The organism is Streptomyces sp. NPDC047453, assembly GCF_040643155.1.
Classification (GTDB): Bacteria; Actinomycetota; Actinomycetes; order Streptomycetales; family Streptomycetaceae; genus Streptomyces.
The window spans coordinates 1-12,784 of sequence record NZ_JBEYTS010000120.1 but is presented as its reverse complement, the minus strand read 5'-3'; the positions used below and the strand labels follow the sequence as shown (position 1 = coordinate 12,784).

Annotated in this window: 10 protein-coding genes and 2 pseudogenes; 7 read left to right on the top strand and 5 right to left on the bottom strand. The window is 67.2% G+C overall.

The genetic code is table 11. The annotated features are described in order from the left end of the window. Nucleotides 1-178: 178 nt before the first annotated feature. Nucleotides 179-427 (top strand): hypothetical protein, encoded by a 249-nt coding sequence (locus ABZ818_RS40735; protein WP_361426803.1) that lies wholly within the window; start codon nt 179-181, stop codon nt 425-427. Continuing rightward, nucleotides 424-897, top strand: a complete 474-nt coding sequence (locus ABZ818_RS40730; RefSeq protein ID WP_361426800.1) for an NUDIX domain-containing protein — start codon at nt 424-426, stop codon at nt 895-897. The genes ABZ818_RS40735 and ABZ818_RS40730 overlap by 4 nt, the downstream gene beginning before the upstream one ends. Here ABZ818_RS40730 and ABZ818_RS40725 read toward each other — a convergent pair. Both ABZ818_RS40725 and ABZ818_RS40720 read right to left on the bottom strand, forming a co-directional pair. After that, nucleotides 890-1,450, bottom strand: coding sequence for an HD domain-containing protein (locus ABZ818_RS40725; RefSeq protein ID WP_361426797.1), 561 nt, complete (start codon nt 1,448-1,450; stop codon nt 890-892). The genes ABZ818_RS40730 and ABZ818_RS40725 overlap by 8 nt on opposite strands. Before the next feature lie 26 nt (nt 1,451-1,476). Further along, nucleotides 1,477-1,914: a GntR family transcriptional regulator gene (locus ABZ818_RS40720; RefSeq protein ID WP_361426794.1), complete on the bottom strand. Its 438-nt coding sequence runs from the start codon at nt 1,912-1,914 to the stop codon at nt 1,477-1,479. Between the two features lie 353 nt (nt 1,915-2,267). Between ABZ818_RS40720 and ABZ818_RS40715 the strand changes: the two genes are divergently transcribed. From ABZ818_RS40715 to ABZ818_RS40700, 4 genes are all read left to right on the top strand, one after another. Further along, complete coding sequence (locus tag ABZ818_RS40715; protein ID WP_361426791.1) at nt 2,268-3,416, top strand: hypothetical protein; 1,149 nt, start codon at nt 2,268-2,270, stop codon at nt 3,414-3,416. Further along, on the top strand, nt 3,413-7,576 hold the full coding sequence (locus ABZ818_RS40710) for a hypothetical protein (protein ID WP_361426788.1): 4,164 nt from the start codon (nt 3,413-3,415) through the stop codon (nt 7,574-7,576). The genes ABZ818_RS40715 and ABZ818_RS40710 overlap by 4 nt, the downstream gene beginning before the upstream one ends. Before the next feature lie 32 nt (nt 7,577-7,608). Beyond that, complete coding sequence (locus tag ABZ818_RS40705) at nt 7,609-8,256, top strand: hypothetical protein (protein ID WP_361426785.1); 648 nt, start codon at nt 7,609-7,611, stop codon at nt 8,254-8,256. Nucleotides 8,257-8,374: 118 nt separating this feature from the next. Further along, nucleotides 8,375-8,527 (top strand): hypothetical protein, encoded by a 153-nt coding sequence (locus ABZ818_RS40700; RefSeq protein WP_361426783.1) that lies wholly within the window; start codon nt 8,375-8,377, stop codon nt 8,525-8,527. A gap of 636 nt (nt 8,528-9,163) precedes the next feature. On the opposite strand, the pseudogene ABZ818_RS40695 reads toward ABZ818_RS40700, so the two are convergent. Then, nucleotides 9,164-9,850, bottom strand: a pseudogene (locus ABZ818_RS40695) (hypothetical protein); the annotation flags it as partial. A gap of 154 nt (nt 9,851-10,004) precedes the next feature. Continuing rightward, a pseudogene (locus ABZ818_RS40690) lies at nt 10,005-11,138 on the bottom strand (MFS transporter); the annotation flags it as partial. 91 nt (nt 11,139-11,229) lie between these two features. Between ABZ818_RS40690 and ABZ818_RS40685 the strand changes: the two are divergent. Continuing rightward, nucleotides 11,230-12,225 (top strand): winged helix-turn-helix domain-containing protein, encoded by a 996-nt coding sequence (locus ABZ818_RS40685; protein WP_361426780.1) that lies wholly within the window; start codon nt 11,230-11,232, stop codon nt 12,223-12,225. Nucleotides 12,226-12,375: 150 nt separating this feature from the next. On the opposite strand, the gene ABZ818_RS40680 is transcribed toward ABZ818_RS40685, so the two are convergent. Further along, nucleotides 12,376-12,600, bottom strand: coding sequence for a DUF397 domain-containing protein (locus ABZ818_RS40680; protein WP_361426777.1), 225 nt, complete (start codon nt 12,598-12,600; stop codon nt 12,376-12,378). Nucleotides 12,601-12,784: the final 184 nt, after the last annotated feature.

Here is a 12,784-nt window from a genome sequence, read left to right as displayed (position 1 = left end):
GCGGTCTTTCCAACGTCCTGCCCTCCCCGCCCTGGAGTCGTGATCCTACAAAAAGCCCCCACCAACCCGGCGAACCTATGCGGTCACAGCACTAGGCGACCCCGCCAGTCCAGAGATTCAGCGGCGCGGGGAAGAGGAGGAGATCGGCGAGGGCGTCGCATACAAGGTGCGCGAGGTCATGAAGCTCTACCGACCGCTGTACTCGGTCTCGGGCATCGAGTTTCGGATGCATAGATCAACTCTGCACAACTCCCTCTACCGCGCCGATGACGAGTGGCTGGTCAACACGCAGGTGTACGGCGTGAGCGCCCCCATGGCCCCGGTGCTCCACCTCCGCCGCGTCGCCGGCGCCGAGCTGGTCTCGACGTACCAGCAGAGCTTCGACAAGGTTTGGTCCGAAGCCGTCCCCATCGAAAGGCCCTCATGAGTCGACGCACCGACTATTTCAACGATCCCGCCGCTCCGAAGGCCAACAGCATCGTGCCCGCGGTAACCGCGTTCGTCGTGAACGACGCGGGCGACGTACTCCTAGAACGACGTTCGGACAACGGGCGCTGGGGCATGCCGGGAGGCGTCCAGGAGATCGGGGAGAACATCGCCGGCACGGTCGTCAGGGAGGTTCTGGAGGAGACGGGAATTCACGTCGAAGTGGTCGGCATGGTCGGGATTTTCACCAACCCCGGCCACGTCATCGCCTTCGCAGACGGAGAGGTGCGTCAGGAGTTCTCGATTTGCTTCCGGGCTCGGCCGGTCGGTGGCGAGATCAAGGTGAGCTCAGAGTCGTTCGCAGTAGGGTGGGTCCCCAGAGCAGAGCTGGGCTCTCTCGACATCTCACCGACCACGCGTCGACGCCTCGAACAGGGGTTCCGTAACTCCGAGATCCCTCTGATCAGCTGAGCTCTGCCGCCACCGCCTCGGAACGTTGCCGCACCCGGGCCACCCTCGCCATGAGCTCGGGCCGGGCCGCGGATACCGCCCGGAAAACAACGTGCTCGGGACCGTACCTCTCTAGGACTTCTGCGAGCCGCTCGGCAGGGTCCACTAGAGCTCCGACCGGGCTACTGGTCAGGTCGCAATAGGTGATCGCGTCTACCAACTCGGGTTCGGCGGGCCCAAGCTCATTGAGCGCATCGTCCAACCCGAGTTCGGATGCCTCCCATGAGGAGGACGTGTGGAAAGCCACGATGCTGCACAGCCGTGGGTCAGCCCCCGCGACGTCGCGCAAGTACCGGGCCCCGTCGATCATGTGCTGTCCGGTGTCCACGGCGGCACGGGCATACCCGATGTCGTGCGCGATGGCGGCGGCCGCCAACAGCTCTGCGTCCTCGCCCAACACTGGCGCCAGGCTCAGCGCCTGGGAGTAGACCCGCTGGGAGTGTGCCCACCGCCGCGGCAGGCTCTCGGACAACAACGACTCGGAAAGGTCATGGGCCCACTTGACCAATTGCATTCATTGCCTCCGAGAAGATCGGGAGTTCAGGAAGGAGAGCTGACGAACCGGCCAACCCCATGTCGCGCCTCGACGTGGCCGGCCGTCTCCAGTTCACGTACGGCGCGGCGAACCGTGCCACGAGACACCCCGTACTTCTCAACAAGGGCCGCTTCACTCGGAAGACGCGTACCGACAGGCAGGTCCCCCTTCCGGATCTGCTCCAACAAGTCCGCCACGATCTGTTCGTACGGTGCGATACCGGCGCCCCCAGCGACCTTGCGGCCAACGCCGGCGACAGTCTTGATGTCCCCCGTTTCCTCGAGGGCACGCAGGGCACGCCGAACCGTCGTACGGGCCACCCCGAACTCGCGCCCGATCTCGGCCTCGGACGGCAACCCCTCCACGTAGGCCCCGGCGGCGATCCGCTCGCGCAACGCCTGAGAGATCACCTGATACGTCCCGCGTGGGCTGGGGCTCGGCACGCATTCCTCCTTCGGGCACCGTCGCGTTCCAGCATCCCACGCGCATCCGTGCAGGGGTGCGTGTCCCAGCTGTCCGGTTGTCCGGTTATACCTCTCACCTGCGCAAACAGGCCGGACAGCTCAACATGCTGGTGTCCGGCCTGTCCGGTAGCAGACGGCTGTAACACTCACTGGGTGTTACAGCCCGTCGGCGAAGCCGACCTCTCAATGGGCGCAGGAGCCGGAGGCGACTTCGGATCTGATCTGTCTTATGACCGGGGCGGGCCCGAAAACCTGCGCGCGGACATCGCCCACAGTACTGGGCTGCGCTATCTGTTTGGCCAATGAGGGACCGACCGCCCCACGCTAGGGTTGTGCAAGACACTTCGCTGGAGACAGAGGCGGAACACATGGAGCCGAGTGCAGATGTAGTGGTCCTGACTGCGCTGCCAGTTGAGTTCCAGGCCGTGTCGGTGCTGTTGCGCGACAAGTCGACGCTCGTTCATCCGGAGGGCACGCGTTTCGTGAAGGGGACGCTGCCCGGAGCGGCGGGAACTATCGCCGTTGCCAGAATCGGAGCGGGCAATCTGGTTTCCGCCGTCATGACCGAGCGTGCCCGCCAGTGGCTGGACCCGCAGGCGCTGCTGTTCGTCGGTGTCGCGGGTGGGTTGAAGCCGGAAGCTGAGCTCGGCGACGTGGTGGTGTCGACGAAAGTCCACTACTTACACCCGGGCAAGGAGACACCCGCAGGCTTCAGCGCCCGCCCGGTGCCAGGTCCCGTGTCCCACAGACTAGAGCAGGCGGCCGGAACGGCTCTGTGCTCGGAAACCTGGCGGGAGTGGGTGCCCGAGGCGGTTCGAGCGACCTGGCAGGGAATCGGTCCCCAGATTCACTTCCAGCCCATCATCGCCGGTGAGGTAGTACTGAACACTACGGACACTCCCCTGCGCGACCAGATCACGTTCCACTACGGAGACGCCCTGGCCATCGAGATGGAGTCTGCCGGAGTCGCCCGCGCCGCCAACCTGTCTGAGGACCTCCAAGTCCTCACTCTTCGAGGCATCAGCGACCACGCCGACGCTGGCAAGACCGAAGCAGACGCGTCGGGTTCCCAGCATCGTGCATCCGCACATGCTGCCGCCGCCACGGCTGCCCTGCTGTGTGAGCTGCTGCCGGAGGCGGCTGAACCTGCCGGTCGCCGCCTGACTGCGCCGTCCTCAGACGCTGTTCGCAAACCACCAACACCGGATGTCGAGTGGGTGAATGCGCTCATGGCCTTCGGCGATATGGCAAAGATGGACTTCCGACAGGATCTTCTCTCAGACATGGGCCGCATCCTCGGCCTGCCGCATGCGTTCACCGCAGCCGAATCGCCCGTGGCACGTGATCACGTTCGGGAGATCGTTCGCCGGATGAACGCCTACCGGGATCCTCCCGCCGCACGCGCTGCCTTGTACGCCGCTCTTGAGTTCGCCCGCCCTGACGACCTGGCCCTGGACAGACTAAGTGGGTTGTCGCCATGAGGCAGGAAGTTTTCACCGTACAGGCCCGGCGCTGGTGCCGCGTCCGTGCCGACAGCACACCCGACGAGGACCTGTTCCCGCTGGACGACGACGGGTTCCTGGGCAGTGACCACGTCTTTACACCCCCTGGGTCCAAGGCCACTGCGGGCGCGCTCGTCGCTCCCGGTGATATCGCCCGTGAGGGAGCGACCGTACTGCTCGGTGAGCCGGGTGCCGGAAAGACCTCGGTATTCCGCTCGCTGGTTGAAGGGCTGCCGATGTGGGACGACCCCTCCATCCCCGACGGGGCGGACCGTTGCATATGGATCGATGGCCCAGATCTCACACCGGCCACCTTCGAAGAGGTCTTGGGGCGGCACCTTGCCGCGCTGCCGAGCGTGGCACTGGGCCAGGATTCATTGCAGAGCGGAATTCTGACGGTCGTGATCGACCAAGCAGACGAGAGCGAGATCTGTCGCAATCTCCCTTCCTACATGAAGCGTTATCTCCGGAACAAGGACGTGCGCCGTCTGAGGCTGCTGCTCGCCTGCCGCACGGGCGACTACCCGACCAGTCTCACCCCTGTCCTTCATGACGCCTTCGGCAGTTGCTCTCTGGTGGATCTTGCCCCGTTGTCGCGGCCGGATGCTGTGATGCTCGTCAACAGCGCCGGCATTCGCGGAGAGCAACTGGTCTCCGAGGTCGTCGCTCTGCGCGCCGGAGCCCTCGCCAGCGTGCCTCTCACTCTGGAACTCATCGTGCGCGAGTATCGGGAGAGCGGCCATCTCAGGGGCGGTGCCCAGGAATTGTTCGAGGACGGCGTGCGACTGCTGGCCCATGAGTACGACCCCAACCGCCTCACCGTAGCGGCACCGGCCACGACGTGGCCGCAACGGCTGGAAGTTGCCGGGCGCATCGCCGCACGACTGGTGCTGTCAGGCCGGCGCACCCTGTGGCGGGGGAGCCTTCTTGAGGAACGGCCGCGTACCACCGACCTGGACGTCTCCACCGTCTCCGGAGGCAGCGAACAGACCTCAGGCTTCCAGCCTTTCGAGGTAACCCCGACAGTCGTCGACGAAGTGTTGTCCTCGGGCCTGTTCACAGCCAGCGGCAACCACAGGTTCACTTTCCGTCACTCGTCGCTCGCGGCCTTCCTCGCTGCACGACACCTTATTTCCCGATCCGTCTCAGATGCCATGCTCCACCGTCTGTTCCTGGTCGAAGCCCCGGACCAGGAGACGGCCGGCATCCCTGTGTCGCTGCGGGAAACAGCTGCCTGGCTGGTGACGCTCGCCCCCGACCGGACGCAATGGCTCGCCGAGGCTGACCCGGAGAGCCTGACCATGCACAGCGGACTCGTCCGCTCCGACAGCGTCCGGGAACTCATCGTGCGCCGCCTGCTTGAGCGCGCTGCCGACGTTGAACTAGGCGACGCCAGATGGCATCAGACTCGCTGGGTGCTCGGACATCCTGGCCTGGCTCGCCAACTGGTTCCGGCCCTTACTCTCGACCCTGCGGATTTCGGCGACTGGCCCACCTGGGCCCGGGCTCGGGTGGCACTTCATCTGGCCGAGCAGTGCCCGTCACCGACTCTTGCACCGCTACTGCTGAAGGTGGCGGCAGCCCCTCGGTGGCCGACCGGCAACCGCTCGCAGGCCGCCAGGGCAGCTTTCGCATGTGATGAGGCATTGGCCGCCTCCGCGTTGAAGGAAGTGTTAGTCACGCTTGGGCCGAGTAAGGACACAGATCCCGACCTCAGCCTCCGCGGCACTCTGCTGACCCTTCTCTGGCCCCGCTTTCTCGACACGAGGACAATGCTTGGCGTGCTGAGCGAGACGCCAAGCGACGACCGGTACGGCGCGTACGAGCATTTCGTTGTAGGCATGCCGGATGCGTGTCCCCAGGAGGATGTGCACCACGTCGTGGCGTGGGTCTCGCAGGGCGTGGCGGACGCGGCTGCGCTGACCGATGGGCGCAGGAGGCTGTTCACGGAAGACAGACTCGTTTCCAATACAGTCGACCGGGCGTTGAGCGTCCCCAATGCCGAGTCGCTGCTGCCGGATCTCGCGCAGATCCTGACGACGCGCATTCTGAGTCACGAGAAGGTGGAATTCCCCCATGCTCTGAACCAGGTCACGCCCGATGGGCTGGAGCCGCCCGAAGTACGGAATCTGCGCCGAGGGCTCGTCGACGCCTTGCTTGCCTGCGGGATCAAGGCGGGACAGGCCATGGACTATTTCGTGTGGCTCGTCGTACGCGAATGGACGCCCCGCCACTCGTGGTCCGTAGAACCCGAAGGAACTCACGGCGACCGGTTCATGTTGCTCGACGCAGGTGACTTCGCCTGGGCGCTGCGCAAGGCGGCTGACTGCGCCGGGAATACCGAGTCGGCAGACGCCTATGCGCATCTCGCAAAGGTCCTCTTCGACCAGCAGAGCCAGGAACACTTCGAACTCGCCTACCAGAGCCAGGACAATCCTGCCTGGTCATACCTGAAGTGGTTCTACGAACCGGTCGAGGTCCACGGCGACCTCGCCAAAGCATGGCGCAGAAACCACCGGGCCACGTCCGAGACACCATGGCCAGAGAGCGCGAAGTTCATCGCAGAGCAGCGCGCGCGCCTACAGCGGGCGCGCTTACATGACACCGACAGCTTCCGGGTTCTGCTCTGGAACCTGCAGTTCGACCCGAATACCGGCAAGGGTGATTCGCGCCTCGACGACAACGTCACCGACTGGCCGGGGTGCTCCGTGTTCGACGCGGAAGAACTCGGTGCCCTGCCTGGCTGTGCCCTGGAATTTCTGCGGCGCGAGGACGATCACGCTGAAGAGTGGTTTGGCCTGGGAAGACGAGACTATCGTGCCTGGGCCGGGCTTCTGTCGCTGGTGCTGCTCGACCGCGTGGGTGGGTTGGAAGACCTCGAACCTGACCGCTGGAGCGCGTGGGTAGGCGCGATCGCCGACCCATGGCACATCCCCTCCGAGACATGGGTGTCGCTGCTACGGAAAGCAGCCGCAAACGACCCGTTCGGGCTCACCCGCGCTATCAGGACGGCGGCCCAGGCACAGCTGGCCGAGGGCGTACAACCACTGGTTCTGGAACGTCTCGAAGCGAACTGGTCCACCGCTGTCACCGAGGTCTTGGAAGACTTTCTGGCGTTGGTGTCTGCCGTTTTGCTGTCGGGCTTCCGCGTTGAGCGCGCCGTCGGCGCGTTGTCGGTGGCCGGAGAGGCTTTCGAGGAGGGGGGCGAGGGCTGGGCGGCGCTGGTCCGTACGTGGTCCGGCCTTCTCGCCCGACTTCTGATCGTGGACAGCGCCCTCGCACAGTCCGTCGCCGAGTTCGTCCTCGCAGACATCAAGGACGACTGCGAAACCAATGACCTCGAACTTCCCGTGCTCGCTGCTCGCAATCTTCTGGCTGCCCGCGGCTTCGACGCGTGGTTGAAGATCAAGGAACCAATTGACACATCGGACCGTTTCAGCCGGGCTCTCGCACTCAGCTGCGCCCCACGCTATAACCGTGTACACGTCGAGAACAGCGCCGACGAAGCCGGTCTGAGCGCGCTCTACCGGTGGCTGACCGTGCTCTTCCCGCAGGACGAATACCACCGTCCGCTCGGGGTCCATGAGATCACTCCGGAGATGGAGGCACTGGACTGGCGTGAGGCGCTTCCCGTAACACTGAGTCGCCGCGGTACGCCGGAAGCGGTTGACCACCTCAAAGCTTTGGCGGCCGACTTTCCTGCCCGGCTGAACCTGCTGGCTGCACTGGTGTCGGCGCGGGCCAACTGCCTTGCGGCGACGTGGACTCCAGCGGATCTTGAGGAAGTCGTCGCCATCCTGGCCGGGGTCGGCGTCTCTTCCGATTCTGCACTCGGCGAAGCCAAACTGGTCGACGCGCTGGAAGCCTTCCAGGACATGGGGAGTCATGGTTTCCGCGAGGGGATCGTACGGGACATGCAGCGGCTCATGAATTCGGACCGGTTACTGCCCATCGCGGACCATAATCTTGCGCATGACCATCTGCAGGCGATCGCCAGGTACGCCTACGGCGAGGGGGGCCCCGCGGGCCGGCTCGCCCTGTTCACAGCACTTGAGCAAGCCCGTCCTGATGAGAAAGCCTTGGAACCGCTCAGGGGCTTGCTTACGCTGCCCAGCGACTTACCAGGCGTGGGACGCTGACTCGCGCGGGTAACTGTGGAGGGGGGATGGGGATGGCTTTTCTACGCGACACGGGCACGTCGCTGTGCGCCAGCGCTCTTTTCGTTGTGTTGGCATGGGCACTATCGAAGACGGCCCGTCGCTTTCTGCGCGGCCTTGCCGCTCACCTGCTGCACTTGGACGTGGAAGAGGTCTTCGGCAACAGTCGAGAAGCGGCGGCCGATATCAAGCGGGAACTCGGCCGGGCACGGGAAGTGTCCATCCTCACCGGCCGCGGCGCCGAACTACAGCGCGACTCGTTCGAGGAACTGCTCCTCCGCTGCCGGGCCAGTCGCTGCCGTTGCCGCATTCTGTTGCCGAAGCTCGATGTTCCCGCAGGCGAGCCGGACTGGATCAACGACCGTGAGGAGGAACTCAAGGTCTTCGACTCCGCCTTCGGCACTGGTCTACTGCGCCGCCAGATCGCAGCGACCTACGACTACCTCGCTCCGCTCTCGGTTGCGGGACACCTTGAAGTGCGTAACTACAGCGTTCCCCACATCGGCCGGATTGTCGCAACCGAGCGGGTCCTCTATCTAACTCCGTACTCGGCGGACGAGCATGGCAGGGAGTCGCCTGTGATCAAGTACCACCGTGGAGAGACTTACGACGTCCTGATGCGTCTGGTGGACAAGCTGTGGGCGGCGTCCGATCCTGCATGACCTCCGGCGACCCCCGAGTGAGCAGCGAGTGAGGGACGTGTGCGGAGGGAGCACTCCGGACGTTCACCCAGTTCAGAGGCCCATTTCCGCGCTCCTGGCGCCTGCCCTCCGGAGCCGTGTGCGCAGGTTCGAATCCTGCCGGGCACTCGAACCTGCGAACCCGACCGCCGACCACAGCGGCGCCGCCGTGCGGGTGGGCGACGAGACGGTAGTCGGAGCACCCGTACGGCTGTGGCGCTGGCACCAGTCGCTGGAGGTCAAACTTTCGTGACGACCCCGCCGCTTCGCCTGGTCGGGTTTACCCCGGAGCTGAGTCAGGTCGACGGCGCCGAGTTCCGGAGATCGTACGGACGCGCAGCGAGCGGGGACGCGACCGCTGCTGGCGGAAGCGCCAGCGCACGAATCTCCTGCCAGACGCGGTAGTACGTGGACGAGCTGACCAGTCCAGGCGGTCACCGGTAGTACGCCGGGTCGGGCTGGTTGAGGCGGATCACGACCGACGGGCGGCTGTTCCCGTGGGGCGACACATCCAACGGCACTTGCGTGAACTGCGCCGACTCGTGGGTCGGTCGGCCATCCCGTCGTGACGCACCAGGCCCGCTCGCGGCCCTGACCGGGAAGCTGCGTCGCCGAGACCCTCTCCGCCCCGAAGTAACGACAGAACCAGGCGCCCGTACTGTGTCGTCAAGACTGCTGCGATGGCGGTGTGACACAGAGTCGTCATGGTGACTTCTACGACTCCGAGGCCTGCCCCAGAGCAGCTCCACCTCGTCCCCAGGACTGCACCCTGAGCACACAGGACCGACTGACTGGGGATCCGGCCGCGAGCGGAGCATGAAGAACACCATCCGGCGGCAGGGGTACGAGGGCGGCGTGGGCCGGGTGGGCCTCCGGAACGCCGTCCGGCTCACAGACCGTGTTGGTCCATCAGGCGCATCAGGTTCCGCTTGCGTTTCTGGGCGGTGCGCAGAGCGGTGACGTACACGGCGAACTCGTCCTCTGTGCCCAGGCGGCGGTGACAGTCGCGGATACTCAGATGCAGGGCGACGAGCTGCTCGTAGACCGTGTTGCCGGTCTGCTTGGCCAGTGGCTCGGCCAGGCGCAGGTAGACGCCGAGCGCGTCGGCGGGACGGTCGGCCCGCGCCTGGTCGGCTAGGGCGAGCCACTGCCGGTCATGGGTGCTGGTTTGGGCAGCGGCCTGCCAGGCGGCGTCGATGTCCTTGTCGTCGAGCAGAACGTCGACCAGGACGGAGCCACCGTACCAGCCCTGCTGCCGCCGCTCCGCGTCAGCACGCAGCAGGGCAAGGGCTCCTGCGCGCTCGGCCGGCCAGCAGTCCGCGGCCCGCGCAGCGGCGCGCAACTGCTGGTACGCGAGCAGGCTGCGGCGGGCACGGAAGTGGTCACGGCGCACGGCAACGGCATCCGACAGACGATCCGCCTGGGTGTAGCGGTCACAGAGGTAGTCGACGAGGGCGGTGTCGACGTCGGAGAGGTCCCGGGTTTCCCGGACGCCGCGTTCTGCCCAGCGCAGGGCCTCGTCGGCGCGCCGCGCGGTGTCCAGCTCGCGGGCGATGACCAGGTGCGTGTGGCCGTTCGTGGAAGGTCGCCACCCAGGCGGCGGTGGCCAGGATGAGCGCCCCCGCCAGGCCCATCACGGTGCCGGTGGCCATGCTCGCGATTCCAACTGCCGCACCCAGCACGACTGGAGCCACCCCCTGGAGCGTCATGATGCCCGAGGCGAGCAGGCCGAAGGCCTGACCGTGCAGCTCCTGCGGCAGCGACTCCAGGAACGGCCGTTGCAGCCCGAGTTGATACGCGAAGGTGCCGCCGGCCACCAGCAGCAGCACGGTCGCCATGCCCTCGCCGGGTTCCAGCACGAAGCCCAGCAAGGCCAGCCCCATCAGCGCGGTCAGCGGCACCACCAGCCGCTCCCGGGTGCGCGGGACCAGCAGCCTGCCCGCCACCAGGTCGCCCGCCAGCATGCCCACCGGCAGCGCGGCCATCAGCAGCGCGTAGGCTCCGGCCGGGAAGTGACGCTGACCGGCGTAGGCCACGATCAGCCCCTCGGCCCCGCCCAGGAACGAGGACGGCAACCACTGCGCCAGCAGCAACCGTCGTACCGCGCGGGTCCGCAGCAGCCGGAGGTTGCCCGCCAGGCTGGCCCTGACCACCGTGCCGTCGGCGGGCGGCGCCGGCAGCCGCGGCAGGCCCAGCCGGACTACGACCGCCGCCACCAGGTGCAGCCCGGCTGCCAGCACCAGCGCCTGACGCGCGCCCAGGACCGCCACCGCCGCTCCGCCCAGGGCCAGGCCCGCCAACTGGGCAGCGGAACCGGCGATGTTGTTGAGCGAGCGGCCCAGCACATAGGCGTCGCCCTCCAAGAACTCCGCCACCAGTCGGCCTGAGGCGCCGTGGAAGACCGGGCCGGGCAGCGCTACCAGCGCGACCACCAGCAGGCTGACGCCCACCGGCACGTGCAGCAGCGCGACCAGCAGCGTCCCCGCCCCGCCCAGCAGGTAGCCGCCCGCGATCAGGCCGCGCGGCGGCAGTCGGTCCGCCAGGGACCCCAGCAGCATCGAGCCGGGCAGGTGCGGTAGGAATCCGGCCGCGAACGCGAGCGCGGACAGCAGCGGTGACGTGGTGGCGGCGTAGACCAGGACGGAGAAGGTCGTGATGCGCAGCGTCTCGGCCATGACGGCGAAGGTGTGGCTGACGAATATCAGTCGGAACCGGGGCTCGCCGAGGACTTCCCGGTAGCGGGTCCGCCGTGTCACGGAGCTGCCGTCGGTCGAGGGCGGGGCGGGGGCTCGGGTCACGGCATCAGTGGAGGTTGGGGTGTCGGCCTCGCTCGCAGGGCCGTCGGTCCGTGCGGTCTCGGTCATGGCCCGCAGCTTGACGCCGCGCCGGCGGCGCAGCCCACTTCTACGTCCAGGGGCGTAAGGTCGCCGGACACGGCGGGCGTATCCTCCCGGCATGCTCCGCTTCGAGGTGGCCGCCGACGACCTGGCTCGCAGCCGCTTCGCGTTCTCCCCGGCGTTCGAACTGTGCTGCCTGCTGCGCGCCCTCGCCTACGGGGAGTGCCCGCTGCCGCCTGCCTGGTCGGCACGGCTGCGGCCCGCCTTCGAGCGGTTGCGCCGCGCCACCGCGCTCGACGCCGCGCTCGCCCTGAACGTCCCCGGTGGGGGCGCGGACTTCACCGCGCCGCCGCCTTCCGGCCCGGCGCAGACCTGGGCGGAGGACCTGGCGGCCATCCGTGCCACCCCCGCCGCCGTCGCCCGCCGCGAGATCACCGCGCTGATCGCCGCCCACCCGGTGCGCGACCCGCGCGTGCGCGCCGTGCTGGACGCCGAGGACGCGGTGGCCTGGCTCGCGGCCGCACTCGACCGCGCCTGGCACGACCTGCTCGCCCCCGACTGGCCGCGAGTGCGCGCGGTCTGCGAACGCGACGTGCAGCACCGGCTCGCGGTCATCGGCGCCCGCGGTTGGGCGGCCACCGTCAGCGGCCTTCAGCCGGGCAGCGCCTGGCGCCGCGGCGGCCTCGAACTCACGGACGTGTCAGGGGAGCTCGAGCCTGTACGGCTGCACGGCGAGGGCCTGCTGCTGATCCCCTCCGTCTTCGTCGGGCCACGCGGCGCCTGCCACCACGAGGAGCCCTGGCCCAAGACCGTCATCTACCCGGCCTGCGGCACCGCCGCCCTCCTCGACACCAGCAGCGAGGCCCCGCCAGAGGCACTGGCGGGGCTGCTGGGGCGAACTCGCGCCCTGTTACTGCTGGAACTCGCCGCCCCCGCGAGCACCACCCAGCTCGCCCGCAGTCTCGGCCTCGCCCCGGGCGCAGTGGGCGACCACCTCACCGTGCTGCGCCGGGCCGGCCTGCTGGACCGTGCCCGCACCGGACGCTCGGTCCTCTACCGGCGCACTCCGCTCGGCGACGCGCTGGCGGCGGGAGCACTGCAGCACGATCGGTAGCAGCCACGCCCGCAACGGCGACTCAGCCCGAAAGCTGTAGGGCGGCTGGATGACGGTCCAGTTCCCGACGGCGCTGTCTGCTTCGCTGTTCTGCGGGATCGGCGACCGGGCGGACCGGCGAGTTGACCGAACGGGGAGCAGATGTCGAGCTCAACCGAACTCGCCTTCGCGCACACCCTCCCGGAAGGCTGCCCATTGTTCTGCAGTGAACCGCAGAGGCGGCAGGTCTCGACGGTTGGAGTCGCGGACTGCCACAGCCCCGCCGCCAAGGTTTGCCACCTCGACGCAAGTGGAGGTGTAGGGGCTCTTGCTGCTCTTGACCCAGCTTGCCCGGGTCAGGTCGAGTGCGTACAGCTCAGCGTTGCTCGCTTGCATGAGAAGCTCCATTCGAAGTTCGGTCGTGTGTTATGTATTTACCTTCAACTGGCGACTCGTCTGCCGCTATGCGTCAGCGTTATCACTCAGTTAACCTCGATTCGTCAGCGGGTTTCGGTCGCTGATCGGTGCGGCTGTTCGCCCGTAATGTCCTCTGCCGTTGGAGGACGGGCCGTCGCGTGAC